This is a genomic window from Vagococcus fluvialis, assembly GCF_003337315.1.
In the GTDB taxonomy this organism is placed as follows: domain Bacteria; phylum Bacillota; class Bacilli; order Lactobacillales; family Vagococcaceae; genus Vagococcus; species Vagococcus fluvialis.
Genome location: NZ_QPJV01000007.1, coordinates 50,213 through 77,194, shown reverse-complemented (window position 1 = coordinate 77,194; position 26,982 = coordinate 50,213). Strand labels below are relative to the sequence as shown.

General features: G+C 31.2%; 22 protein-coding genes. 1 reads left to right on the top strand and 21 read right to left on the bottom strand.

Annotated elements, in window-relative coordinates; genetic code table 11:
- Window positions 1–193: 193 nt before the first annotated feature.
- The 10 genes from DFR54_RS08300 to DFR54_RS08260 all read right to left on the bottom strand — a co-directional run bounded on the left by DFR54_RS08300 (window position 194) and on the right by DFR54_RS08260 (window position 10,337).
- On the bottom strand, window positions 194–3,031 hold the full coding sequence (locus DFR54_RS08300) for an endo-beta-N-acetylglucosaminidase (RefSeq protein WP_114289822.1): 2,838 nt from the start codon (window positions 3,029–3,031) through the stop codon (window positions 194–196).
- A gap of 158 nt (window positions 3,032–3,189) precedes the next feature.
- Window positions 3,190–4,287, bottom strand: a complete 1,098-nt coding sequence (wecB, locus tag DFR54_RS08295) for a non-hydrolyzing UDP-N-acetylglucosamine 2-epimerase (protein WP_114289821.1) — start codon at window positions 4,285–4,287, stop codon at window positions 3,190–3,192.
- Window positions 4,288–4,375: 88 nt separating this feature from the next.
- Window positions 4,376–5,122, bottom strand: coding sequence for a prolyl oligopeptidase family serine peptidase (locus tag DFR54_RS08290; RefSeq protein ID WP_114289820.1), 747 nt, complete (start codon window positions 5,120–5,122; stop codon window positions 4,376–4,378).
- 111 nt (window positions 5,123–5,233) lie between these two features.
- Complete coding sequence (locus tag DFR54_RS08285) at window positions 5,234–5,758, bottom strand: GNAT family N-acetyltransferase (RefSeq protein ID WP_114289819.1); 525 nt, start codon at window positions 5,756–5,758, stop codon at window positions 5,234–5,236.
- Between the two features lie 90 nt (window positions 5,759–5,848).
- Window positions 5,849–6,124, bottom strand: a complete 276-nt coding sequence (locus DFR54_RS08280) for a CD3324 family protein (RefSeq protein ID WP_346243194.1) — start codon at window positions 6,122–6,124, stop codon at window positions 5,849–5,851.
- Window positions 6,125–6,263: 139 nt separating this feature from the next.
- Window positions 6,264–6,431, bottom strand: coding sequence for a hypothetical protein (locus DFR54_RS13230; RefSeq protein WP_170126944.1), 168 nt, complete (start codon window positions 6,429–6,431; stop codon window positions 6,264–6,266).
- A 625-nt stretch (window positions 6,432–7,056) separates the two neighbouring features.
- Window positions 7,057–7,395: a DUF3784 domain-containing protein gene (locus DFR54_RS08275; protein WP_114289817.1), complete on the bottom strand. Its 339-nt coding sequence runs from the start codon at window positions 7,393–7,395 to the stop codon at window positions 7,057–7,059.
- Window positions 7,396–7,400: 5 nt separating this feature from the next.
- Window positions 7,401–8,957 (bottom strand): metallophosphoesterase family protein, encoded by a 1,557-nt coding sequence (locus DFR54_RS08270; RefSeq protein ID WP_114289816.1) that lies wholly within the window; start codon window positions 8,955–8,957, stop codon window positions 7,401–7,403.
- Window positions 8,958–9,079: 122 nt separating this feature from the next.
- Complete coding sequence (locus DFR54_RS08265; RefSeq protein ID WP_170126943.1) at window positions 9,080–9,976, bottom strand: Gfo/Idh/MocA family protein; 897 nt, start codon at window positions 9,974–9,976, stop codon at window positions 9,080–9,082.
- Between the two features lie 58 nt (window positions 9,977–10,034).
- A complete protein-coding gene (locus tag DFR54_RS08260) occupies window positions 10,035–10,337 on the bottom strand; it encodes a hypothetical protein (RefSeq protein ID WP_114289814.1) in 303 nt (100 codons plus the stop codon).
- Between the two features lie 273 nt (window positions 10,338–10,610).
- Here DFR54_RS08260 and DFR54_RS08255 point away from each other — a divergent pair, with 273 nt between their 5' ends.
- Entirely contained in the window at window positions 10,611–11,123 is a 513-nt protein-coding gene (locus DFR54_RS08255; RefSeq protein WP_114289813.1) for a hypothetical protein, read from the top strand.
- A gap of 45 nt (window positions 11,124–11,168) precedes the next feature.
- Here DFR54_RS08255 and DFR54_RS08250 read toward each other — a convergent pair whose 3' ends face one another.
- The 11 genes from DFR54_RS08250 to DFR54_RS08200 form a co-directional block, all read right to left on the bottom strand.
- On the bottom strand, window positions 11,169–17,510 hold the full coding sequence (locus DFR54_RS08250) for a 5'-nucleotidase C-terminal domain-containing protein (protein ID WP_114289812.1): 6,342 nt from the start codon (window positions 17,508–17,510) through the stop codon (window positions 11,169–11,171).
- 88 nt (window positions 17,511–17,598) lie between these two features.
- Complete coding sequence (locus tag DFR54_RS08245; protein WP_114289811.1) at window positions 17,599–17,814, bottom strand: hypothetical protein; 216 nt, start codon at window positions 17,812–17,814, stop codon at window positions 17,599–17,601.
- Window positions 17,815–17,844: 30 nt separating this feature from the next.
- Complete coding sequence (yqeK, locus tag DFR54_RS08240; RefSeq protein WP_114289810.1) at window positions 17,845–18,447, bottom strand: bis(5'-nucleosyl)-tetraphosphatase (symmetrical) YqeK; 603 nt, start codon at window positions 18,445–18,447, stop codon at window positions 17,845–17,847.
- Between the two features lie 27 nt (window positions 18,448–18,474).
- Complete coding sequence (locus tag DFR54_RS08235) at window positions 18,475–18,954, bottom strand: serine aminopeptidase domain-containing protein (protein WP_227259483.1); 480 nt, start codon at window positions 18,952–18,954, stop codon at window positions 18,475–18,477.
- 297 nt (window positions 18,955–19,251) lie between these two features.
- The gene (gene pulA / locus DFR54_RS08230; RefSeq protein WP_114289808.1) at window positions 19,252–22,344 is read right to left on the bottom strand and encodes a type I pullulanase; all 3,093 of its coding nucleotides are present in this window, start codon (window positions 22,342–22,344) and stop codon (window positions 19,252–19,254) included.
- A gap of 158 nt (window positions 22,345–22,502) precedes the next feature.
- Window positions 22,503–22,955: a GNAT family N-acetyltransferase gene (locus tag DFR54_RS08225; RefSeq protein WP_114289807.1), complete on the bottom strand. Its 453-nt coding sequence runs from the start codon at window positions 22,953–22,955 to the stop codon at window positions 22,503–22,505.
- 351 nt (window positions 22,956–23,306) lie between these two features.
- The gene (locus DFR54_RS08220; RefSeq protein ID WP_114289806.1) at window positions 23,307–23,858 is read right to left on the bottom strand and encodes a histidine phosphatase family protein; all 552 of its coding nucleotides are present in this window, start codon (window positions 23,856–23,858) and stop codon (window positions 23,307–23,309) included.
- 19 nt (window positions 23,859–23,877) lie between these two features.
- Window positions 23,878–24,327 carry an HIT family protein gene (locus DFR54_RS08215; RefSeq protein ID WP_114289805.1) on the bottom strand — a complete coding sequence of 150 codons (450 nt, stop codon included), beginning with the start codon at window positions 24,325–24,327 and terminating at the stop codon, window positions 23,878–23,880.
- A gap of 205 nt (window positions 24,328–24,532) precedes the next feature.
- On the bottom strand, window positions 24,533–26,029 hold the full coding sequence (locus DFR54_RS08210) for a helix-turn-helix domain-containing protein (protein ID WP_114289804.1): 1,497 nt from the start codon (window positions 26,027–26,029) through the stop codon (window positions 24,533–24,535).
- A gap of 81 nt (window positions 26,030–26,110) precedes the next feature.
- Window positions 26,111–26,542: a hypothetical protein gene (locus DFR54_RS08205; RefSeq protein WP_114289803.1), complete on the bottom strand. Its 432-nt coding sequence runs from the start codon at window positions 26,540–26,542 to the stop codon at window positions 26,111–26,113.
- A gap of 46 nt (window positions 26,543–26,588) precedes the next feature.
- On the bottom strand, window positions 26,589–26,930 hold the full coding sequence (locus DFR54_RS08200; protein WP_114289802.1) for a hypothetical protein: 342 nt from the start codon (window positions 26,928–26,930) through the stop codon (window positions 26,589–26,591).
- Window positions 26,931–26,982: the final 52 nt, after the last annotated feature.

Genomic DNA, 26,982 nt, shown 5'->3' with positions numbered 1-26,982 from the left:
AACTATATAGTTATTGTAAAAATAAAAAATATTTGTTATTTAATGTATAGATAACAAAAAAACTTTACATTAAATTTGCGTAACCGTTTTACAGTTCGTTTTAAAATTGTTTAGTTAACAAACACTAGTAACTATACCATTTTTCATTAATAAAAAAAGAGACTACAAATTATCAGTCTCTTTTCACATGATATTATTTTAATCCGTAAACACCAATTTCGTAAATTCTGACAGCAGAATCTGCTCCTTGGGTTGGTTTATCAGAAGTAAATCTCACAAATTGAGCTTTAGTTGCTGCAAACGTATCTACTGTTTCACCTTTTTCATTATTAATAATGCGTGTCACTTGAGTAAATTCTTTACCATCTTCACTGACTTCAATCGTGTAAGCTCTTGTATTCATATCTGGAGCTTCACCACCAGCTTCAGCATGTGCAATATGTACTTCACTAATTGTTTTCACTTCACCTAAATCAATTGTAATATTATGCGGTGGGTTTCCAGTTGCACACCATTTAGTATCAAGTTTTCCATCAAGAGCAAATTCTGGAGCTTCTCCGTCATTAACAAATGATGATGCTTCAGCTTTAGCACCTTGAGATAATATAACTAAATCACCTTTTGCTTTATCATCAACTGTGATTAGATTTTCCATTTCAATTGGCGTTTCACCTGAATCGTTTTTAGCAACCATTTTTACTGTATAAGTTCCTGGCTTACTAAATGTTACAGTAACTTCATTCTCATCACTTGTTTCAATATCTCCACCAGTGAATTCCCACTCCACACTATCTGTATTAGTTGAAGATGTGTTTGTAAAGGTTACTTTTTCACCAGGGGCTATTAACGTACGTGAAGCAGTAAATGAAGCTTTAGGAACTGTATTGTCAGGCCACTCCATTATTACAGCTTTTGAAGCTTTACCACGTTCGCCATTTTTGTTAACTGCCACTACTTCAAAATTCGTTTTAGTTACTTTTTCTTGTCTGCTAAGTCCGTTGATATAAAAGTTATTTGAAACCGTTGTTCCTAAGAATGATCGAGTTTTATCGTCATTCACTCGGTAAATTTCATAAGAAACTAGTAAATCAGACTCAATCTCATCCCAGATTAATCTCACTCCAGCATAATTACTTTCTTCCTCATCAAAAATCGCATCTTCAATTTCTAAACCACTCACTGAAAGTAATTCGTTTTTCATTTTGGGCTTAACAGCGAGTTGACCAAATTTAAATTCATAAGTATCACTTGACTCTTGGGAAACTAATTCGTAATCAATAGCTGTTACTGTTTTTCCAGCAGCTTTTTTCACATCAAAAGTTATGGTTGTCCAATCGGCTTCAACTGCCTTATCACCTTTAAACGTCTCTGTTTTTCCATCATCATAACTTAAAGTAAGGTTTAAATCTGTTTTTTCAGATGCTTTTGCAGTGGTTGTAAAAGTTGTTTCTTTATCAAACTCTAAGCGTGTTTCATAAAGTTTCATACTACTAGCTTCTTTTTTATTCATATTTCCGCGTAGTTTTAATGAATTTCCACCTTGATAAGCATCTGTATAGTCCATTGTCACATTTAGATTATTATCTTTCCCATGTTCAAAATTCCAGCGATGAGTTGGCATAACATCTTGCATACTGCGGTTATTCCATTCCATACTTGAAACTTTTTGGCCATCAATAAAGTAATTATATCCATTACCTAAGTTGAAATTTGTTGTGAATGGTAAACTGGTAATAGCTGTTTGTTCAACAGCAAAAGTTGAGATTCCTGGCCATTCCTCTGCTTCTGGTAATTTACCTTTTGTCGCATCTTGCTCATTGTTAACCCAAAAAATATTTTCTTTTTCTTGAAATTCATCTGGTGAACTTGATGAAGCGTATGTCCATGACGGCACATAAAGTCCAAGAGATGTCAGTGGTTTTCCTTCTTTATCTGTAAATAAGTCCCATTTGACATCAGTTGCATAACCATTTTCTTGAACATCAATTCCTGCAAATAAATCATATGGATTAACATCCATTTCTTTTGCTTTTTCATTTGATTTTTTCAGTAGCTCATCCTTAGCAAGTTCGTCAGTACTCCACCAGAAGTTTAAGAACATACTATCTGATAAAGGTTTCATGTCAGCATCAACCATATAAGCTTTATTTTTATCAGTTAAAGCATTTTGCCAATCCATCTTACCTTCTGAAGTCATCGAATCATACCACATAATATCTTGCTGATCGCCAGCTTTTTTCTTAAATTCAGCGATTAATTCTTGCATTAAATCAGCATGTTCTTTAGTTAATTCACCTTCTGCAGGAGCTTCTTCTTTTTTACCTTCTTTAGCGTCATCAAAACTTGTCACTTCTGTATCTGTTTCTTGATTAATAAACCACCCATCAAAACCATATACATTAGCTACTTCAATCATTTTATCAACAATCGGAAATTCTCCATTGGCATCTTTTTCTAAGAAAGTATCTAGCCAGTCGATTTTTCCGCCGTGTGCTGTTTGAGGAAAGAAAATAGTTCCTAAAACAGGGACACCATTTTTATGAGCAGCATCAATGACATCTGGACTTGGTGGTACTATAATACCTTCACCAGATGAGCCACCCCAATAAACTAATTGATCCACATATTGCCAATTTGAGAAAACATTTGCATCAAAATTATTTAAACCACGAGGTGCATTTCCACTAGTACTGCTATTCATAATCGAAAGTGCAACGACTTTCATCTCTTCATTTTGAGTTTCATTAGCTTTAGGTAATTCTTTTTTATCAACTCTTTTAGCAAGCGGTACTTGACTAACATTATATTTTGCATCTGGATCTTTTTCAAAACTCCAAGCTAATAAATCTTCTGGGAACCAGTAAGAAGACTCTGGCTGATTATCCATTCCTTTATCCATTGTCGCCTTTTCTGTTTCAGAATATTTAATAACTCCTGACTTGTCTTCACCTTGACTACAGGCTGCAAGACCTACAGTTGTTGCTGTTAAAAGTACCATTGCTGAGGTACATTTTAAATATGATTGTTTCATCTGTCTCCTCCTAAATTACTTCAAATAGTATACACCATAAAGTATAACGCTTTCATTTTTAACTATTAATGTTCAAATTAAAGATTTTATGTAACAAATTAAACAATAATAAAAAAACACTACTAACTTTTTTTAGCTAGTAATGTTTTTAGACATTTTTATAATTTTTCTTTTAAAATAGTTACAATTTGTTCAGAAGCAGTACCATCACCGTACGGGTTGCTTGCCTCAGACATCTCTTTATATAACACTTTATTTTCTAACAGTTCCTTGAAATGTTCATAAATGACTTCTTCCTCTGTTCCAACAAGTTTTAGAGTGCCAGCTTCAATACCTTCTGGTCGCTCTGTTGTATCACGCATGACTAAAACTGGTTTTCCTAAAGAAGGAGCTTCCTCTTGAATACCACCACTGTCCGTTAGAATAATATGACTTTTGGCTAATAAGTTATGGAAATCAACGACTTCCATTGGCGGAATAATTTTCACACGTTTAGTCTCTGTAAAAATCTCATCTGCTAATTCCTTAATCATTGGATTCATATGAATCGGATAAACTACTTTAATATCTTCATGCTCATCAACAATTCGTTTAATTGCTTGAAACATGTGTCTCATTGGTTCACCGTAATTTTCTCTTCTATGAGCTGTTAAAACAATTAACTTACTATCATTTGCCCACTCAATAATTGGGCTGGTGTAGTCTTCTCTAACTGTGGTTTTTAAGGCATCAATCGCTGTATTTCCTGTCACATAAATTGAACTGGCTGTCTTACCTTCATCTAATAAATTTTGAGCTGCTTTTTTTGTTGGTGCAAAATTTAACGCTGAAAATAAGCCCACTGATTGACGGTTAAATTCCTCTGGATAAGGAGAATAAATATTATGCGTTCTTAAACCTGCCTCAACATGTCCTACTGGAATTCTTAGGTAAAAACTTGCTAATCCTGCAGCATAGGTAGTACTTGTATCTCCATGGACTAAAACCATATCAGGATTTTCTTTTTCCAAAACAGGTTTTATTTTCTCTAAAATATTAATTGTTACGTCAAATAAATCTTGTTTATGTTTCATAATTTCTAAATCGTATTGAGGAACAATATCAAAAATACTTAATACTTGATCTAGCATTTCTCTGTGTTGACCAGTTACGCAGACAATAGTTTCTATGTCATGATGCTTTTCTAATTCTTTAACAAGAGGTCCCATTTTAATTGCCTCAGGTCTAGTACCAAAAATGAGCATTACTTTCTTCATATCTCTTCATCCTTTTACTAGTTACTTATTCTTAACACCATTGTACTAAAAAGAAGGTCTCCATAGCAAGGCTACCTTCTAATCCGTTTTATAAGACTTTTGAAAAATACTCAGCCATTTCTTGTGTGATATGATAAGGCACTCTATGTCCATCATCTGTTGTTGTAAAAGTCATATTTTTACCGTATTCTGTCTTTTTATGATCTTGATAAAAATCAAACGTTGGTTGATAAGGAACCATGTCATCTTTCTCACCATGCCAAAAATGCATAGGTCTTTTAGCAATTTTTTCTGGCTGAAGTGACAAATCATATACTTTCATTTTTAAAAAATCTTTTTGAGTTTCTTCAGGTAACTCATCAACTTCAAAAGCAAGTTTGGCTACCATCTCAACAAAATCATGAAAGTTAGGTGCTCCCATTAAACAATCTGCTGCCTTAACATTTTCATGTTTCGTCATAATCCCACAAGTTGTAATACCACCCATTGAAAGACCTGTCACACCCACTCGTTTTGGATCAGTTACTTTTCTATTTACTAAGTCTGCTAGAATAATCGGAAATTCATCTACACTTCCCATAACAATATTAGCAAAATCTTCAAAATGCTCCTTAATCGGTAAACCATCATTTCGCTCCCCGTGAAACATCGCATCAGGAATAATCCCCCGCATATCTTTTTGAGCAACTTCGTAACCATTGACTAAAACTGATTCCTTACAGTTTGTCCAACCATGATAGAAAAAAACAGTTGGTAATTCTTTATCTTTTAGTTCTTTTTTTACAATTTCCAAATAGGGTAAACCATTTACAATACGTCTCTCAATTTGAATCACTGAACTTCTTCCTCTCAGCTCTAGACTTTAACTAGCTATTTTTCTTTCATTAAAAGTTTAGCACATATATTAAAAAGAAAGTAGCTCATTGTTTGCTATCAAAACAGGCTACTAACCTTTTTCTAAGTCACTTTTTAAGATTGACATAATTATTTCATCTGAATAGTTTCCTTGATAAAATAGGGCTTCTCTTAAGATGCCTTCTTTGATAAATCCTACTTTTTCATACGCGCTAATGCCTCTTACATTATGGCTAAAAACTTCTAATTGTAGTCTATTTAATTTCAAGTCATTAAATACATAGTTGATAATTAATTCCATCGCTTCTGTTCCAAAACCTTTTCCTGTATGGTTCGTATGATTCATAGATATTCTAAAAACAGCTGCGTGATTAGGAGAATCAATATCTAAAATCGATAACTCACCAATCATCTGCTTAGTTTCATTTAAACAAATGGCATAGTCTTCTCTTGATGTGTCTTCTATAATTCTTTTAAGATGAGTTTTTATTTCTTCTAACGTATATTCTCTTGGTGTTCCTGTCATATAACGAATTTCTTCGTTTGTCGTACTTTCCTGATAAGCCAAAGCATCTTCTATTCTAATTTTTCTTAAGTAAATCTGTTTATTTTTCATTTCATAAAAACCTCCTTACTTAACTTATCATAAATCACTTTCTTTCAAAAAAATAGGAATAGTTTGACTATAATCAAACTATGCCTATTCCTATTTTTTATAAACAATTTTTTTAATCGTCTCTTCTGATAAATAAAAATCATTTGCTAAACTCTGGATTGGGTTTCCTTGTTGAAATTTTTCTTTTATTAATTGATTTCTTTTATGTAATTTATCTTTTATACCACTTTTTTCTCCCCACTCATGATAAGTTTCTTTTGGAATATAAAGAGTGGCTCCTTGTATATAATTTTGTATTTCCTTCAATAATTCTTTTGGTAAAATCTCTTCTGCTTTTTTATACTCCATGCTTTTAGCACTCCTTATATCTTTTTTTATAAGGGTTGCAAAGCTTAAAGTTGAGTTGGGTGATTAGTAACTTTTTACCCCATGCAAAGTATCACCAACTTTTAACTAAAAGTCTTTGCATGAGTTGTTTGCATATTATATCTCATTCCATCTACTCCTAAAGATTATTTTTTAATATCACATTATTTTCATTATCAATTTTTAAGATTAAGCCTGAATCTAATATAATTTCCTGTTCAAAGATTTTAGATTTTTTCTCAGAAAATAACCATTTCCTTCCAGGGTTAACCAATAAGATAAAAACTTTATTTTCTTGATCCGTCATAAATGATAAGCCATCTATTTTGACTTCACTGTTAAACATTCCTTTAATGTCATAATTTAAAAGCTAATTAGCTACTTCAAGTTTTTCATCAACGATGAAACTCATCTCAGAAATACCTTGAATACTTTTAGCTGAAAACTCAACATCACTTTTTGGATTTGTTTTTCTTCTTTCTATGAACTCAACAATATTTCCAGAAGAATCTTCGAAATAAACTGAACTAGAATCTAAAATATCAAAAGTTATTTGGTCATTGCCACCTTCAGTTGATAAATCTACTTTTCTTTATAACCATTGCTTGGCTTCCTCAAAACTACCTGCTGGAATATCAAAAGCAAAATGATAAAAAGGAGCTTCTTCTAAATGTGACTTAGTAAATTCGATTAAGTCTTCTCCAATTCTAACTTCAAAAGTTGTTGCTGTTTGATTTTTTATTGTAAAACCTAACTTGGTTTGGTAAAAATCTAGTGTTTCATTGAAAAATTAGTTAATAAACACGTTTTTACAATTTCAATGAGACATCTCCTCAGTATAAAAGTTATACTTCCATATTAACATACAAGTGTTTTTTACTTTTATACATGCTTACTTTCTACTTAAATTTCTTGTAATAATCACTAGATTTTTAAACATGTTTCAAAATCCAATAAATAAAAATACCAGTAGGCAAAAGAATCAGTAATAAAGCATTTTCTGTTTGTTGAAAAAAAGGAATATAAGAACTTGCCCATACGATAAGAGTAAACAATATAATCAATATCCCTGTAACGATACTAATATTTCCTGTTTCTTTGCCGATTTTCTCACTATCCATCTTATCTCGAGTTTCTTTATCAAATTCATTGTAGCCAGCTATTAGCATTAGCCACTTTCCTTGCTTAAATTTAAAGCCAGCAACAAAACAAAGGATAGCAATTGCTAAAATAAGTAACAAAACTGCACCTAAAATAATATTTTCTAGCATATTTATCACTTACCTTTCTTAATTAACTGAGCTAAAACGGGCTCAAGGTCAAATCCCATATTAATACTTGAATAAATCGAACATAAAACAAAGAATTCTTTCCCAGCAAATTCTCTAAAATCAAGAACTCCTGATGAAGCTGGTATATGATGGTGACCATGAATCACACCTAATATATGATACTCTCTAAATAAAGTTTCAAGTTCTTGATTAACGCAAGTAAACTCTTTTACATAACTTGAACTTGTCTTAGAAAGTAAATTTAATTCATTAAATAATGGTGCGTGACTGACTATGACTGTTGGCATTTCTTTATCTTTCCCTAATAATTTTTTTAATGTTTTAGCTAATATGGTTTGGACTAAATATCTTTCTTTAACATAGCTGACAGGGATTGATAAACCAATATAGCGAATACCTTGAAATTCATAGCTCTCATTATTTAAGAACACTAGATTTTCAAACTGACTTTCTAAATACTTTTTACAAGTTGTATATAATTTTTTATCATCTACTTTAATAACAGAATAATCAATATCTGTAGTACTTGTTAGAGCTTTTAATAACTCATCTGAAAAAGAATCACCTATAGCTTTTGCACAACGAACAATATCATGATTTCCTATCACAGCAATCCCTTTTAAATCTTGATTTTGAACTGTAACTTCTGACAGTCCATCTACTAAATCACCTGCAATAATATTAAAATTAGGTGACTCTAAAGGAATATTAGTCATCGTACTATGTATGTCTGATACTACGTTAATTAGATTGTCTGTTTTATTTGGATGAACAATATCAAAATACTGAGCAATTTCACTAGGGTGTTTACTTTGCGGTTTGTAGTCTTTTCTAATAGTCATTAGTTCATTTAATTGAGTAGTTGATAATTCACTTTTTCGCAAAGTTAGACCTTTCATATTAGCTGCTAATACTAAAGCGTAGTCTTCTTGGTTAATCTTTTCCTTACTCTTTTCTTCGAGTAACATTGGGCGATTTCCCTCTAAAGTAAAAGGTACTTGTTTAGACGTTTCACCTAAAAAAATGAGCCATTCTTTGATATAACCATGAATCCCTGTTTTTAAATTAAAGTGATATAAAAATTTATAAGGAAGTGTTGCTGATAAGGGACCTGTTTCATCATGTTGAAGCAAGCGACCAACTACTTGGATTTTAAAATAAATATCTGTTTCAAGGTAGCTTAATTCATTTAGTACTTCTAGACTATTATCTTCAAATCGTTTACCCGTGACTTGAAAAAGAGCGAGTTTAACATAAGTTTTAAGATTATCTGTGTGTTTTTTTAGATACTCATCCAAAAACTCTGGCTTTTCAATAAACATTAATACCGCTGTTTCAATATATTTACGAGAGGTATCATAAGGAATAATAGAGAAGTATAAATCATCCTTTTTAGCCACCTGAATTTCTTGTTGTTTCACGTCGTAAATAAGCTCAAAACTTTCATTTTCAACAATAATTTTATTTCGTCGTCGTCTTTTATTTTTCGGATTATTTATTATAAATGAATCTAAAACGGTTAACTCTCTTTTTTCCGTCATCTTTTATCACTTCCTTTTTCTTTGGGAATCTCAACTCTATTTTACCACCTATTCCATTAAGCTTCATAATAAATCAAAAAGAGATAAGGAGTTACCCTTACCTCTTAAATAGTGATACAACTCTATTTTTCTAACACTTTTTTACATATCTCATGGCTTAATAAAACATTATCCTGACGTAAATTTGATGTATCACCTGTTTCTAAAAAGTTTAAAAAAGCTTTAACCATGGAATCAAATCCACGTGTAACTAAAGTTGGCGTCCAATCAGATGTGTTTAGCTTTTTCACTTCTTTTGGCGTTTCAATTGTTGTTTCACCTAAATTAGTGACTTGGATAATGCCATCTATAGAAGTACTTCTAAAAATTTCCGTATGAGCTCCACTCTTCATATCCATAGAAACAATGGCAGTTGTGTTTCCAGCTTCAAGTTGTAATGTCACATAGTCTAAGCTGCTCTCTGCGACTAGTTTAGATGACACAATCTTAATATCTGGACTATCCAATAAATAAACAGCTGTATCCACTAGATGTAAAAACATATCATTAATCGCGAATTTTGTTTCTTGTTCTGCAAAAGCTCTATTTTTTTCCAGATAAATAACACGTTTATTATCTTGAGAAAAAATATGTTCTACACTTGGGACAAATCGGCGGTTGAAACCAACCATTAATTCAACACCATGCTCTTTTGCTAGGTTAAGTAACTCTTTTGTTTCTTCAAATTCTTCACTTAAAGGTTTATCCATAAACACATGAATACCTGCTTCTAACACTTGTTTGGCTGTTTTAAAATGAGCGACAGTTGCTGCATGTATGAAAACAGCATCTACTTCTAATTTAATTAAATCATCTAAAGTTTCACAAAAATGAGTAAAACCGTACTTATCTCTTAACATGTTTTTAGTTGCTTCATTTTGACTAGCAAAATAATAATCAACATTTTTTCTATTTGCAGAAATTACTGGTAAATAGGCTTTCTTAAAGATACCGCCTAATCCAACGACACCAATCTTCATATTATCATCTCCTAATCTTTCTCTATTTATTAAATGTATCATTAAACAATACTAATCGCTAGTTTTGATTTTTTCTATAGTGTCTTGCCATCGCACTAGCCCAATTAGTCACCATTGGCTCATTTGCAGGATCAGCTACTTCTTTTTCTCTGTAACGTTTAATTTTTTCTAATTCTTTCTTCATTTCTGAACAAAACTTAGAGCCTGACAATTCCTCTAAAACTTCTTTTGCCGTGTAAAACTCTACTCCGCGCCACGGATTTCCTTTTGCTTGTTGACATAACTCATGAAAATACAGGATTAACTCTGTTTCTGATAACATTTGTGCCTTAATAATTTTATTCTCTACCTTTAAAAACATAAATACACCTCGTCCTTTAATTTTTATCAAAAAAAATAGCCACTTATGAAGTGAGCTAAACTAGGACTCACCATGGATTTACGACTGGAGCACGTTACAAATAAGCACGTTGCTGTGAGGTCATTGTGTCGTATCACTACCTCAACTCTTCATAGTTTGGTTATTTAATTGATAATTCAGTTTAACAATAAATTTTATCAAAAGCAACTAGTTAAGTCTTGGTAAAAGTAGTGCTATAATAAGAATAATCAATTCTAAAAAGAAGGTTTTATTATGCCAAAAATTATTTTCCCGCTTTTACTAACTTTTTTTGTTTTATACATCATCTGGAAAGTTTATAGTGTTTATAATGAAAATAAAAAATTAAATATTAGCTTTCAAGCCCTTAAGGAAAAGAACAAATCGAGAGCAACTATCTTCTCTCCCACAAAGGAAATAGGAGATTTAAAAGTCGATTCAATTAACCAACTATTTAAATTTCAAGGTCAAATTCAATTGTTTGAATTCAGTGAACTTCTCAGTTTTCAACTCATTTTAAATAATAAAAAAATAGAGTTACCCTTAGAAGATATTAAAAATGATTTCAATTTCAACCATTTACTTATTGATATTAATGAAATAAACAGTTTAGATTTACTTTTCTATACCAGCGGACTAAATGAAGGGCGATATTCTTATCAATTTATTTATGAGCCACTAAATTCAGAATCATATGACTACAATCAACTTCTTCAAAAAGTAAATAAAACTATATTAGAGCTTTCAAACATCATTAAGAATCAATAATTTCATTAAAAAAAGGTAGGAGAAAATTCTCCTACCTTTTATTTTTTATGCTACTTCTTCATCTCGTTTTCTAAAGACATGGTAAGCTGATGCAACTGTTGTGCCAAGTAAAATGAAACCAATCACATTAGCATGACTTTCTGTTTCACCTGTTTGTGGTAATTTTTCTGTTGGATAGGTAGTTTTTCCATTACCTCCCGAACCATTACCAGTACTTCCAGAACCACCATTGTTATTGGTATTTCCTGAGTTGTTGTTATTTCCACTTCCAGAATTTTTCTTATCTAAGTTATTTTGAGCTTTTGTTAAGTCTGTTGTTGCTTTATCTACCTGTGCCTGTGTTACTTTTGTACCTTCTACTTTAGCATCTTTCTGAACTTTTTTAGCTACTGTTAAACTTTCAGCAAACGGTTTCCAGCTTTTTGCTGTATAAGTTGCTTCTTTTTCTTTGTCCGCTGACAGGATTGCTTTGTCTAGTTCTACTAAGTTTAACGCTTCTGGTTTTTCTTTTGCTACTAAATCTTTTTGAGCTTTTGTTAAGTCCGTTGTTGCTTTATCTACCTGTGCCTGTGTTACTGTTGTACCTTCTACTTTAGCATCTTTCTGAACTTTTTTAGCTACTGTTAAACTTTCAGCAAACGGTTTCCAGCTTTTCGCTGTATACGTTGCTTCTTTTTCTTTGTCCGCTGACAGGATTGCTTTGTCTAGTTCTACTAAGTTTAACGCTTCTGGTTTTTCTTTTGCTACTAAATCTTTTTGAGCTTTTGTTAGGTCTGTTGTTACTTTATCTACCTGTGCCTGTGTTACTGTTGTACCTTCTACTTTAGCATCTTTCTGAACTTTTTTAGCTGCTGTTAAACTTTCAGCAAACGGTTTCCAGCTTTTCGCTGTATAAGTCGCTTCTTTTTCTTTCTCCGCTGACAGGATTGCTTTATCTAATTCTACTAAATTTAATTCGATTGGTTCCGCTTTATCTAATTTAGAAATAATACGACTTCCTTTTCCACTGTTAGGGAACTCTTCACTATAGTTAGATAATGGAATTCTATCTTTATTAGTTTCTTTAGCATCAACTACCACATCGTTTTTCAAGAAATCTGAAAAGACAGCATCTAAAGAAGGGCCTTCTTCACGATTTCCACCAAGCATATAGTAGCCATCTCCACCTGCTGCTAAGAAATCATTTGTTGCTACATAATATGTTTTATCTTTATCAACTGCTTCAAATTTACCTGTTTTACTATTTTTAATTTCTACTTTAAAGACACGTTCTCCCTCAACTTCGGCTCCTGTTCCTTCTTTATTAAGAACAACACCTTGTTTATTAGAATCATAGTAGAATCTAATTGAGTCTGAAATTTGTAAGAAACCACCATTTCTACCCAATTTAGGTAAACCGTTTTCATCTAAAACAACTTGGCCATTTTCTTTTACAACATCAGAACGAACGGATACTTCAAACATTTTATAAATGTCAGAACCTTTAATTTCAACTTGAGAAATGATATTACCAAATGGAAGAACTGTTACAACGTCTCCTCTTTGAATATCTCCAACTTTTAGACTTTCTCTAATTCCACCACCGTTAATAATTGAGAAGTCAGCAGGTTTAGAGAATCCTGTTTGAGCGTAGTTATAAATACCATCTGCTAACAAGTTTCCTAAGTTTGTTTCTCTCGTTCTAACATTAGCATTGACACCATTTAATAAATAAGGATTATCTTTTAGTAAAACTTCTTTATTCACATCATCAAAGTTTTTAATAGCATTATCAACTATAGCTTTAACTTCTGGGTCTTCTGCTACATGTAAGAAATCTTTTGCTGGAATTAATTTAGCATCGTATACAGATGGTGCTTCATCTTGTTTCACATCAACTTTACCTACATATTTCATGTGATCTCCAGCTTGAACAACTCTAACACGACCTTCTTCTTGGCCATTTTGCATTGGTGTATGAGAGTGTCCGTCAACAAACATAATGTTTTCATCTTTAAGCTCTACATCATCATTTAAGGCTTTAGCAACTCCTGTACTTCTCCATTTTTCAGGTGTTGAACCATCAATACCTAAATGAGTGACAAAAATAATTTGATCAAATTTAACATCTTTATACTCTGCTTTAGCTTCTTTAATGGCTTTTTTCGCTTCAGGAATTGGATCTTCAAAATCTACACCTTTAATATTATTTGGGTGTGTTTTTGTATACGTTTCAGGTGTTGTTAATCCAATAACTAAGAAATTCATTCCTTGTTTTTTAATATGAGTATATGGTTGGAATGAACGCTTACCATCTTTATAAATATTTGCTGCTAAAATCGGGAAGTTCAATTGATCTTTATACTTCATTGCTTGCTCATAACTAAAATCAAACTCATGGTTACCTACTGCCATTGCGTCATATCCAACAGCATTCATTGCTTTAACCATGTCTTCTCCTTTAGAGAAGTTTGATAATGGTAATCCTTGAACAGCATCTCCAGCATCAAGCATCAATGTTGGCATTTCAGTATCTTTAAATGTTTTTAATTTTGCCATACCAATTGTATTTTGAACTGATTTATCTGCATTATACTCTGGCGCCATACGACCATGCATATCATTAGTATGTAACACAGAGAAAGATTTTTTATTTAAATCTGATTCAGTTAAAATACCTTGTTTCAATAAATCACTAATGCGAATTGTATTGATATTTGGTGTTCTACCATTTGGACTAGATTCAATCACAATTTCTCCGTTATTAATTTTTTCAACTACTAAAGGTTTCACATAATGATTTAAATCTGGTGCACCGATTATTTCCCAGTTTCTATGAATTTCATCTTCAGGGTTAATCGTTCCACGCTCTCTAATATAGTCCACAATCATATTTCTAAGGGTCACAGGATCTGATTCTTTGTAAATATCAGACTCTTTCACAATACCTGATGACACTAAACCACTAAAGCGGTGATTATTAACTGCTAATTTAAATGTTTGGTCATCCTTAATAGCTTTTCCTTGATATGTTAAATCAACAATTCTTTCTCCAACAGGTTTTGACACATCAATCTTGTAATCAACACCTACGAACATATCATAGTCATAAGCACGAATTTTATTATTCCCTTCTTTAGGCCCACCAAAACTAATAGTTAAGTCGCCTTCTTGATATTGGTTATAATACTCGGCTTGTTTTTCCATATATTGTTTTAATTTAGTACCTGTAATTTCAACACCAACTAACGTATTCGCATATTTATAAATATTAAAAATATTTGAATATGTTATTGGACCTTGTGGTAAATCACTACTTGCTTGGAATAAAGCTGCTGCAGAAATATCTGCATCCATTGCTTTTAATTGAACATTGTTAATTAAAGAGATTAAAGCTGTTGGTTGCATTTGAGCTTCTGGAATTCCTTTAATACGTTGTGGAGGTAAGAAGTCAGCACTAGCTTGGCCAATCTCAGCATTAATAAATTCTAATGTTGTCTCATGATACTTTTTAGTAGCTTCTCTTAATCCATTATCTGTTGGAATCCCCTTCATATCTTTATTAATAACATCACTTGATTTTACATTCCATTTACCTTTGTCATCTTGCTCAAGATTTAGATCAATACGTGAGGCTTGAACCCCTGTATCTCTTGAAGCTCCAATAGGCTTGTCAACACCATTCTTATCTTTTAAGTGAGTAGCAATTGTTGCATGATCATGTCCAATTAGATAAGCATCTATTTCTGGAACATTTTCAACTACATTTTTTGCTGCACTTTCTGGTTTACTATTATTTAATCCAGCATGAATACTTGCAATAATAACATCTGCTTTCTCATTAGCTTTGATTAATTTAACTTGCTTTTCAGCTTCTTTTTGTAAACCAACAAACTCTAAAGCATCTACTTTTCCACCTTCCCAATGAGGAATATCTGGAATTGTTAGGCCTAAAATAGCAACGTTTAAGCCATCTTTTTTAACCATAGTGTAGCTACCTACAAAGTTTTTACCAGTTTCTTTCACATAAGTATTAGCTGAAAGAATTGGGAATTTGGCGTCTTTTTCAACTTTTTTAATTAAATCAGTTGTAAAGTTAAACTCATGGTTCCCTAAAGTCATTGAGTCATATTTCATGTAGTTCATGCCGGCAATCATTGGATGAACATCTTTTTGTAAATCTGCTTTAACATTATACAGTTCATCTGTCATGATAGTTCCTTGAATCATGTCACCACTATCAATTAATACAACATTATCTTGACCTTTTTCACTACGAACTTCATTCACATAGCCACTTACTTTAGCTAAGCCTAAATCCTTTTGTTGGTTATCTTCATAAGAAAAGTCCCATAGATTTCCGTGAACATCAGTTGTACCAATAATGGTTAATTGTTTGTCTTTACTTTCAGTTGCTACTTTTTTACGACCTTCAACTTTAGCTGAAACCACATTCAATTCTTTAATATACTTAACAAAAATATCTGTATCTGGGTCAAGTGCTCCTAATAAAGAACCTTTAGTAAAGGCTGTAAATCCGTCACCACCACCAAAAAGAAAATCATTTATTACAATATTATAATTTTTCTCTAAATCTAATGGAATTTCTTTTCCATCAGCAGTTACTTCAAATACATCTTTAACTTTTCTTGTATCTGTTGTTTTAATAACTTTTCCGGATTCGTCTTTTTCTTCAATTTTTTCACCAGTATATGTGTATCTCATACCAGCTATTTGCAAGAAGTAAAACTCTTTGAATTGTTGATTCAAAGCTTCAACAATATCAGAACCTTTTATTGATACCACTTGCATAATATTACCAAAAGGTTGTACAGCTTGAGCTGCTCCCCATGTAATATCTCCATTTTGATCAACTTCTAAATCAGCACGAATGCCCCCATTGTTTGTCATGGCAAAGTGAACGCCGCCATCAAAGTTTTCTTTTCTCGCAGCTTGTAATTGACCATCAGTAATTAAATTTCCAACTGCCGATTCTTGATCATTTCCATTATTCACAGCTCTTGAAATTGTCTCTTTAGTTGCTGATTTACCGATAATTTCTTCAGTTACTGTTTCAACTAAAGTATCTGCTTCATCAACTAATGCTTTAACACTTGCGTCTGGTACTAAAGAAGAAACTGGTGTAGATACATCGTTTAAAACTGGTTTAACAACACCACTTGGTGCATTAACAAAATCTTTTGTTTCAACATCGATTTCACCAACGACATCTGCAAATGCTTTCCCTTGTGCAGTACTTTGAATTACACGGACACCATTGTACTCTGCATTTGCATAAGAATGACTATGTCCCGCAAAATAAGCATCTACACTATTTTCAGGATCTATTTGATTCATTTTATCAATAATTCCAGCAGTTTCTCCTGAGATTGAGCTGCCATTTTGAGTTGCTCCAGTATGACCAATAACTACAATAGCATTTACGCCTTCTTTTTCACGTAAAATTTTTGCATTATTAACGATGGCTGTTGCAGGATCTTCAAATGTGTAATTTTCAACATGTTTTCTTAAAACTAAGTTAGGGATTTCCTCAGTTACAACTCCAATAAAACCAATTTTTACTTTATCATCCCCGCTACCTATTTCTTTAACAGCGTATGGTTGATATCCTTTTGGTATTGAACCATCCTTTTCAAAAATATTAGCTGAAAGAATTTGCATAGTTGAAGGTTCTTTCGGATAGTTTTGAGTAATACTATTAAAGTAATCACCAACTGCAGCGCCACCTTTAATAATACGGTCAAATTCATCTAATCCTTCATCAAATTCATGATTTCCTAAAATACCATATTCGATATTCATTCGATTCATTGCTTTAATAGTTGGTTCATCTTGTAAAAGAGATGAATTAGAAGGGCTTGCTCCAACTAAGTCCCCAGCTTGCACACGAATACTTTCTCCATCTGGATTGTCAGCCATAAATTTTGCCTTTGCAGCATTAAATTCACTTGCTAGGTAAAATGATTTACCTACCTTACTAAAGCGAGATTCTATGCTTGCTGTACCAGTTGAACTTAATGCACCGTGGAAATCGTTAATCCCAAGAATTTGAACTGGAATTTTTTTACTTTCCTTAACTTCTTTTTTTATTTCTGATTTACTAGATTCATCAATACTAGTTTCAGTTGTTGATTGAATCTCTTTTGGAAGAGTAATAATTTGATCATCAGTATTTTCTGTTGACGTTTGAGTATCAACTTCCTTAGATTCAACCTCTGTTACATGAGTCAGTTGCTCGTCTGTTTCCTTTGTAGGAACTTCTTGAGTTTCTACAACTTGATTCTGGACTTCTTCTGCATAAGAGATAACAGGAAGTGTCGAACCAATTGTTCCAGATAATAAAGTTAAAACCAACAACCGATTTATTATCCATTTTGTTTTCTTCATTAATAAATCTACTCCTTTTATTTTTATTTCACATGAGCACTATACCATTTTAAGAGAACGTTTTCAATAACTCGCGTTAATTTAACATTTAGATTTTAGTTAAATTAATGATTTCTTTCTCAATTAAGTCTAGTGATATGCTAAGAGCTTTTACTCTCTCCTTAGATAAAATTATTTGAGCTTTTAAATTTTTCCCTTCAGCTTGCTTTTCTTCCAGTAAAACAATTGCTTTTTCTATTTTTCTTAATGTTGAACTCAAAGATTTTTTAGCTGCTTCATAGTCACTTAACGTATAATTACTCATTTTTGATCCTACTTTCTATATAAATTATTACTACTTGCATATCATACCTAAATCAGACATTCCACTACTAAGCCAAGGATGCATAACAATAATATCTGATAAAGCCCAATTGATATAAACACGACAACCATCATCAAGTGAACTTTTTAATGCTTTGTTTAATTCAACTAAGTAAGGAGCACTATCATCTCTATCCCACTTAACTTTATCCGCAATAAATACAATTTTATCCAAATGGCTAGCATCTTTTCTTAGAGTTGTATGGCACTCTATGGCCGAAAGAATTTCTTTATCCTTGATTCCAAACAGCTCTTTTGCGATAAAAACTGATTGTTTTTGATGAAGAATCATAGGTAGTATTCTTTCTTCTTCTAATACTTCTTCATTTAAATATTCTTGAAGTTCTACTCTTTCCTCATTTGGTATCACAACACTAATATCATGTAATAAACCTGCTATAAATGCTTTTTCAGAAGACTCATTAAACTTTTCAGCTAATTTTTTTGCTTCTTCGGCAACTTCAAAAGAATGAATTATTATATCTTCTTTTTTATAATATATTAAAAACTCCTTAACCTGATCCTTTAAATCAGTTGATTTAAAATTATTTTTGTAGTCATTAATTGTTTTCATAAACATCTCTCCTTACACTGTTTTACCTTAATTGATAAAATTATTAAGTACTTCAGCAAACTTTAAAGGTTGCTCTTTGTTTATTTCATGACCAGCGTTATCAATTATTTGTAAATTTGAATTTTTTATGAGTTTGTTTATTTCTTTTGATGATTTCATATTAATTCTATCTTTTTCACCGCAAATAATTAAAGAAGGTAGTTCCACTTTAGCTAAGTCAGTTTCTAAATTAATATCAACTGATTTCATTAAATTTATAACTTGTTTTTTACTTAATCCCATTGATTGAAAATTTGATTTTGGCATTATTTTAAAAACAAAACTCTGAAAAATACTTAACCAATTAGGAATTGATTTATAAATAGCACCTGATACTATAATTCCCTTAAGATTATCATTTCTTTTTCGAGTTATATACATTAATGTCAATAAGCCACCTAAGGACAGGCCGCATAAATAAAAAGGCTCAGTTAATTCATCAAGCTTTTTAGATACTTCTAAATAAATACTTTCTAGTGTGACTTCTGAATCAGTATCTAAATTAGTAAAAAATCAATAATCATATAGTTTTGTTTTAAATTGTTAGTAACACCATACCAATCTGCACCAGTTTGACCTAACCTATGTAGCAACACTAACTTAGTCATTTTAAATGCCCTCCTTAACTATACTACTTTAGAATAACATTCTCTATAAATGATGTAATCAGACTTAAGCACTATGATTATCATTGAAAAAAGAGCAACAAAAAAAACAAGAGCAAATATCAAATTACTCTTGTTTCACTAAAATTTTATTTAATTTTTATAATCGTTTTCTAAATAGTAAAAAGCCACTTGCAAGCGTTAATAAGCCAACTATAGCAAAAATAGTTTTCTTTTCACCAGTTTTTGGTAAATTCTCTGAATTTCTTTTAGTTAGTGAAGAATCGCTTGTACTTGTTTCAGTTTCTTTCTCTTTTTCTTTTGTACTATTTGTTTCTTCTGTCTCTTTAGATTCACTTGTTTTAGTTTCTTCGGTTGTTAAAGATTTTTCATAGACAGTTAAACTGAGTGGCAGCATAACACCTTCCTGATAAGTTTCATTTTCTAATTGATTAGACAATACTACTTTAAAATCTTTGGTTAGTTGTTTATCAATTTCTTTTTCTACTTCATTTGCGTTAATAGAAATTAATAATTCTTTTTCTTCACCTTTCAACTCATAAATAATAATATTGTCTTCGGCTTTAACAAGTTTGGCCTTATCCTTAATATCATTATAATTATCTATGCGAAGAAGTGGCTCATTTTTTCGATAGGATACTAGAGATTTAAATAATTCAACAGAATCACGATAGATTTCTGGTCGACTCCAATCAAATTGATTCACACTGTCTGGTGATTTATAACTATTTTCATCTCCATCTTTTGTACGTAAAAATTCTTGTCCTGCATGAATAAACGGTACTCCTTGAGATACTAACATCATTCCTGTTCCTAATGAATGGCGTTTTATTCTTTGCTCATTAGTATCAGTTGGATTAGTCAAACTTAATTTATCGTATAAAGTTAAGTTATCGTGCGCTTCTACATATTGTATAACTTGGGAAGGACTCGTGTATCCCTCTAAACCACTTGCACCTAACATATTTTGAGCAACTAATTTTTCTAATTCAGATTTTCCATTAATCATACCTGGTTCTGTTCTATCAAAAACACTACCTTTAACTGAATCACGAATTGAATCATTGAAGTGGGCAATTCCTGGCATAATATTTGCATTTTTCTGAATAGCCTTTTGAGAATCATCTAGAGGAGTTCCCATATTCCATCCCTCTCCTAAAATAATAATAGAAGGATCGATTTTATCTAATTCACTACGAACCAGATTCATGGTTTCCACATCTAATATACCCATTAAATCAAAACGGAAACCATCTAAATTATAATTTTCAGCCCAATATATTACACTATCAACTATATATTTTTGAGCCATTTTACGCTCTGAAGCTACATCATTTCCAACACCTGTTCCATTGGCATAACTACCATCAGTATTATATCTAAAGTAATAACCTGGTACAGTTTTATTAAAAGCATGACTACCTGCTTCATATACATGATTGTAAACAACATCCATAATCACTCGAATATTATTATCATGAAGTCCTTTAATCATCTGTTTCATCTCTGTAACACGCTTTGTCGGATCTGTACTATCAGTACTGTATGAACCTTCAGGGACGTTATAATTTTTAGGATCATAACCCCAGTTGTATTGTGGGTCATTTGGTCTGCTCTCATCAATAGTTTGGTAATCATACATTGGTAAAAATTGGACGTGAGTCACACCAAGTGATTTGATATAATCTAAACCAGTTGACTGACCAGTTTCATTTTTTGTTCCTTCTTCAATAACACCTAAAAACTTACCTTTATTTTTAATACCACTATCTGGAGAGATAGATAAATCCCTTATATGAGCTTCATAAATAATAGCATCAACTGGATTTGTAAAAGCTGGCATTCGATTGAAATTTTCTAGAGCTACTTCATTTGGATTAACCACTACTGAATGATTTCCATTAACAATTGCTGATGTTGCATATGGATCTGTTGACTCATTTACTTTTCCATCAGGGAATGTTAAGCGATAAGTATAAGCTGTACCTGCTTGATCACCTAGAACACTCACTTTATGAGTTCCTTTTTCTTTTCTTTCCATAACAATGCTCTCTTTTTCGGGACTAGCTTCTGTCTGATCCTGATAGAGAACTAATTCAACTTGACTTGCTGTTGGTGCCCAAAGAACAAAGTCTGTTTTTTCTTTTGAATAAAGAGCTCCTAATTTACCGTCATAAGCATAAGTTTCATCAAATTCACTGGTTCTTACAACACCACCTAATCCAACAGGTATTTTATCTTGATTTTCAGTTACAATATAATATTCTTTCTGTAAATCAATAACTTCGTTTACTTCGATTGAAACACGATTGGTTAGTTTTTCTTTATCTCCTGTCATGTTTTTAATCGCAATTTCTTTACCTTCAGACATCAATTTAATAGAATATTTTTGCAAATTTTCTAGTTCTTCCTTCTTCGTGAAAGTAACATCTATTTGAGATAATTTCTCGATTGTAGCTCCTTTAACACCTTGATCTTTTACGATAAAATCAGACGATCCATAAACCATTTTATCTCCTTCCATAATCCAAACATCCATTTCATTTTGATTTTGAGAAACATAAACGACTCGATCGTCACCATCTTTTTCTTCCCATTCATTAGTCGCAGAACTTTTTCTAATTAAAAAATTAAATTTTGAAAAATCTTCACCACTTAATTCAAATTCCGCAACTTGGCCAAAGGAATCTGTTTCAGCGAAAGCAGCTTGTTTTCCATCTTTTCCTTCTAACCAATACCATATATTCCAATTGTCATAATCATTAGCACTTCTATAATAATGCACTCTAACATTTAATTTATCTGTCTTAGGAGCAGTTTCTTCATTTTTAGGTGTATAAGATAGCTCACCATCTTTATCTAACCAAACATGAACTTTCCCACTTGAGGTATCGATCCATTGATCAGGTGACTGATATGACCAATCCCCTTTTGACTTAATCAAAAACCCTACTTTTTCATGAATCCCTGGTACACTAACTTCTGCGTATTTACCAAATTTATCTTGACCTGTAAATGCTAATTCTTGACCAGCTTCATTATCAGCCCATAACCAAATTGTTCTCTCTAAGTCTTTTTCCTTATCTGGAGCTTCATAATGAATAATAACTTTAGTTTCAGGTTCTGCAGCTTGCGAGTATGACGTCACACCTACAAATAAAAAAAATAATACCAAAACAAATAAACGAACATCTAAAAACATTTTTTTCCTTTGAAAATCTTTTCCTATCAAAAGCTACCACTCCTTTATATAACTACTTATAGGTATAACAAACTTAAGAAAGCGCTTCAATATGTTATCGGTAACAATCGTTTTTTCTATTCATTTAGAATAAATAACCCCTATATAAAAAACACCTTCATTAATAAAATAATGAAAGTGTTACCTATTTATTTAAGATGTTTTTCAAATAAATTTTCAATATCTCCATGTATTGTCGTACGATTTTTGAGCTTTTTATAGCCATATTTCTCATACAAACCAATTTCTCCACTGACGATAAAAGCTACTTTAAACTGCTGCTCCTTTAAATAGTTTACCGCTATGTTTAATAGCTCTTCTGACAAACGATACCCATGATATTCCTCAGAAACAAATACATAAGCAATAAAGGGCGAAATTCTATTGTCAGTTAAACCATCTTTTTTACTAACAACACAAAAGGATGTTAATTTTCCTTCACTACTTCTTCCAACAATCACTCTTTCCCAATCTGTAAAATAATTAGAGTGCATTTTTTCTGATAAGAACTTTCCTGCTCTCCAAGTAACCTGAGAAATTTGATTAGCAACATTATCCCATTCTTTATTACTTGCATCTAATAGTTCAAAAGATATTGACATGTAAAAACTCCTTTTATATTACTTAAAAAAATTAAATTAAAAATTATTCCAAGTAGAGATTAATAGAAACAAATGAAACCACAAAAACTATAATTACTATTAAATTACTTATTAAGATCAACTTATTCTTCTCGATCATTGCCAAAATAGTAGTTGAAATTAGAGTTAACAGAAAAATACTAGTAATTGTTGGATTAGACATCGAAATTTCCCACGAGTATTTATACTCCCAGGGATAAAAATAGCTCCAAATTGAAAGTACCAATAATAAAATTTCTAGTAATAAAATACTTTTGCTTCTCAATATTTTTTTCATTTTATTCTCCAATCAATTTTAAATTCACATAACCTCTAAATCATTTTGTGTTCAAACTTTACTATTCTATTATCGTTAAAGCTTACACAATAAATATCAGGCATTTTCATCTCATTAAATTCTCGGAAACCGAATTTTCCTTCTGTAATTTCATGAAATAATATCGCTAAGGAAGTTCCATGACCGCTAATTATCACATTAGAATCCTGTTCTCTCAATATATCATTATAAGTAGCCAGCATTCTTTTTTTAACTTCATTTAATGATTCTCCATCCTCTAATTTAGAATCAAAATCATTCCATTGGTTTCTACTAAATTCTGAAAAATTCTCTACCCATTTTCCTACATTTCTTTCCCTTAAATCTTCAAATAGTACAGGTTCTATATTGAGTTGACTTGCTACTGGCTCAATGGTTTGAACAGCTCTTAAATAAGGACTTGTATAAATTTTTTCTATATTTTTATCTAAGAAAAAAGGTACTAATTTCCTAGCTAGATTTTTGCCGTCACTAGTTAAAGGAACATTTCTATCATCTCTGATGGTAAAATCTCTTAGTGAATGTCTTACAAAATAAATATTTCTCATCTCATTACCTCTTATACATTTAATAGTTATCTTCTAAATATTTTAATATTCTGTTTCTCAAGTTATCATGCTTTTTAGAATCGTATGCAGTCTCTTTGTTTGACCAATTTGATTTGTCATATAGCCATACAGGCATTTTTCTTTGAGATTCATGTTCCCATTCATATCTAGGAAATATGTGAGCATGTAAATAATTATCTGTATTCCCTAAAATATCATAATTAATTCTTAAAGGCTGACAAACTTCTAAAAGAGCATCACCAACAATAGACATATCTAACAAATATTGCTCTCTTTCGATTAAAGTTAAGTCATTTAATGAGTTGATTTCCTTTTTAGGTAGAAGTACGCAATAGCCTGGTAAGAATTGAACATCCCCGAATACAACATATCCGCCTTTGAGTTCCTTAATGACCATAGGATTCGTTCCATTTTTTGCTGACAAGATTCTATTTTCATACCATTTCATTTTAAATACCTCTTTTCTAATTTCTTATTAATTATTCCTGTATGTCTACTTCTTTTTACTTTTGGGTATTTCCTTTAGTGTATCACTAAATCGAATTAGTATATCAAAGTTTAATTTAAAATAACTAAAAATATATAAAAAAGCCACAGTATTTTAAATATTATCATCCAACATAATAATATTTAAAACACCATGACTAATTATTTTATACAGGTTTAAAACCTCGTTGTAACATTTTCTTTTGAAGGAAACTATTTAACTCTTCCCAATTTTGTTTTACATAAATGTCTGAAAAGTAAAAATACTCAATATCTTCCACATTTGGGTAACTATCTGAAATGACAACATCTGCATCATTGATGTCATGTACTATCTCAATTGCATTTTCTTTATAGGAGAACAAGATAGTTGATTCGAGAATTAATTTAAAGTGTGGTTTATAAGTAAATTCTGTATAGACCTTAATAGAGCTTCCATATTTAAATAGTACAAAAGGAGATGAAATTTCAACTATCCTCCGTACATAATAATTAAGAGAATCACTTTCTAAATATTCACTGTATATCTCTGATAACTGATTAAATGATTCCCTTTGGATTTCTAACGGAAACTCCCTCATAGAAAACTCTAAACTAAATTTCCACATTGAAAAATATTTAAATGTTATGGCTCTCACGACCAACTCAAAAATAAAATAATTTTTACTTTCTAATGAAACAAAACTGAATTCGGGTAGAACGTCTAATGCTTTCAAAGCTAAATCTACAACTTTATTATTTTTTAATTCAGAAAATTTTGCTCCTAAAATAATTTTTTCTTCCATCGTCAAATACTCAGGTAATATATGATTAACCAAAAATAATAAATTACATAATTCATACTCAATATCATTTTCATTTAATGACGTATTGTTCTTCATGTAATTGATTAATGATTTTAATTGTATTCCATCTTTGAGTAATGAAAAAATTTCAAGTGAAGCATCGTCAAATCGCTCTGTTTTCTTTCCCTTTTCAATAGCCATCATATAAATCGAATCTATGATTGAACGTTTAATCTTGCTATTTTTAGAGAATACTCTATCTCTCATATAATTGGTAAAATTTTGTAGTACTTCAATTTTACTTTGCGTAAACGATTGAAACGGCCACTCAAAAGTACTATAACCAAATATACAGCAATAATAATGCATCAAACGAATTTCAGTTTCTACTCCAACTAGTTCTATGCCATTATCATTTTTTTGAATGGTTACTTGGACTTCCATGTCTTCTAAAAATTCATTTATCGAATCTACTAATTTGTAAGAGTACGATTGGCTATATACAAGTTCATTAGATATTTCCGCTACCGAACTCTTTCTCTTTTCTAAGATATACATCATAACTAAAAATAAAGATGAATTTTGATAGTAGTTAGTTCTAATAGTATAGTAAGTATTCGAATAGATAATACTGTCAAAAATTGGACCTATGTAATAATTATGATCTCTGTGTATTAGCTGAAAAGTTTCATTACCTTCCACATCATTAATTTCTTCACTTAGTTCTTTTAATAGACTCTTTGCAACTCTTTTCGTAATATTAAACTTTTCTTCCACCATTAATAAAGTAATATGATTTTCTTTAACAAACATTGAAAATATTTCTAATTTAAGCACCTGTTTTTTTGATAATAAAAATCTTTCCCATTTATTTTGCATCAGGTTTTCTTCCTTTGCGATAGTATATTGTTAGTATAACAAGTTTTAGTGAATTTTTTACAATAACTATTCTCTTTTAACCTAGCAATCTCCAATTTCATCCACATGTACTTCGTATACATCAAGACATAAGAATGACATTAATTCTCTTATTTCAGATTCAGTAGTTTTCCAATCTCCAACTATTGAAAAATAAGCTGTTTTCTTTCTTGAAAAATATACAGCAACACTAAATTCAATACCATCTTTCCAGACATCATCAATAATATTTTTTTCATTTCGTCGTACCATTTCTTCTTCTGGGTTAATTAAGCATAAAACTCTCTCCTCAATAATTGATATTATTTCAAGTGGACCTAAAGATTGTTCTAAAATTTCTTTCAATTCTTTTTCAGTTGTTTTTTTAGGAATAATCAAAGTTTTATTAAAATGGTGATTCCATTTATCAGAAGCAATACTCACCTTTACAAGTTTATGTTTATGCTTAAAAAAATAGTTGTCTCTAAAAAGCATATGAATTATCTCCCTTATTAAAATCAGTAAAAGCCATAGGTTAGACCTATCCCTTTCTTTTTACAAAATAAATTAATAAACCAAGTACATTAGCAACTATGATAAAAACTAAAAACATAGTTACTGAAGTAGTCGACTTATCTTCTACTTTAGTAACAACTTTATTTTTTTCAGTAAATTCTTCCAGGTTCTCTTTTGAGTCCGTAAAATTGTATGTGGCATCTTCATCATTTACCAAAGTCATAAATTTATAATTTCCTTTAATAATCTCTGTACAATCATTTAATGGAACACTTAATTTTAGTTTTGATTCTGAAGCAATCCCTATATCTTGAACCATGGAAATAGAGAAAACAATTAATAGTATTGAAAAATATATCTTCCTCATAAAATGCTCCTAGTCTAATAATAATCCACTTATTTTACAATAATTTTAAGCT

Excerpts from the sequence above, each read along its gene's own strand:
- DFR54_RS13230 (WP_170126944.1), bottom strand. The coding sequence starts at position 6,431 with ATGACGGATCAAGAAAATAAAGTTTTTATCTTATTGGTTAACCCTGGA.
- DFR54_RS08245 (WP_114289811.1), bottom strand. The coding sequence starts at position 17,814 with ATGAGTAATTATACGTTAAGTGACTATGAAGCAGCTAAAAAATCTTTG.
- DFR54_RS08255 (WP_114289813.1), top strand. The coding sequence starts at position 10,611 with ATGCCAAAAATTATTTTCCCGCTTTTACTAACTTTTTTTGTTTTATAC.
- DFR54_RS08265 (WP_170126943.1), bottom strand. The coding sequence starts at position 9,976 with ATGAAGATTGGTGTCGTTGGATTAGGCGGTATCTTTAAGAAAGCCTAT.
- DFR54_RS08300 (WP_114289822.1), bottom strand. The coding sequence starts at position 3,031 with ATGAAACAATCATATTTAAAATGTACCTCAGCAATGGTACTTTTAACA.
- DFR54_RS08275 (WP_114289817.1), bottom strand. The coding sequence starts at position 7,395 with ATGCTAGAAAATATTATTTTAGGTGCAGTTTTGTTACTTATTTTAGCA.
- DFR54_RS08210 (WP_114289804.1), bottom strand. The coding sequence starts at position 26,029 with ATGCAAAATAAATGGGAAAGATTTTTATTATCAAAAAAACAGGTGCTT.
- DFR54_RS08285 (WP_114289819.1), bottom strand. The coding sequence starts at position 5,758 with ATGAAAAATAAACAGATTTACTTAAGAAAAATTAGAATAGAAGATGCT.
- wecB (WP_114289821.1), bottom strand. The coding sequence starts at position 4,287 with ATGAAGAAAGTAATGCTCATTTTTGGTACTAGACCTGAGGCAATTAAA.
- DFR54_RS08250 (WP_114289812.1), bottom strand. The coding sequence starts at position 17,510 with ATGAAGAAAACAAAATGGATAATAAATCGGTTGTTGGTTTTAACTTTA.
- DFR54_RS08270 (WP_114289816.1), bottom strand. The coding sequence starts at position 8,957 with ATGACGGAAAAAAGAGAGTTAACCGTTTTAGATTCATTTATAATAAAT.
- DFR54_RS08215 (WP_114289805.1), bottom strand. The coding sequence starts at position 24,327 with ATGAAATGGTATGAAAATAGAATCTTGTCAGCAAAAAATGGAACGAAT.
- DFR54_RS08225 (WP_114289807.1), bottom strand. The coding sequence starts at position 22,955 with ATGTCAATATCTTTTGAACTATTAGATGCAAGTAATAAAGAATGGGAT.
- DFR54_RS08205 (WP_114289803.1), bottom strand. The coding sequence starts at position 26,542 with ATGCTTTTTAGAGACAACTATTTTTTTAAGCATAAACATAAACTTGTA.
- DFR54_RS08220 (WP_114289806.1), bottom strand. The coding sequence starts at position 23,858 with ATGAGAAATATTTATTTTGTAAGACATTCACTAAGAGATTTTACCATC.
- DFR54_RS08260 (WP_114289814.1), bottom strand. The coding sequence starts at position 10,337 with ATGTTTTTAAAGGTAGAGAATAAAATTATTAAGGCACAAATGTTATCA.
- yqeK (WP_114289810.1), bottom strand. The coding sequence starts at position 18,447 with ATGAAAACAATTAATGACTACAAAAATAATTTTAAATCAACTGATTTA.
- DFR54_RS08200 (WP_114289802.1), bottom strand. The coding sequence starts at position 26,930 with ATGAGGAAGATATATTTTTCAATACTATTAATTGTTTTCTCTATTTCC.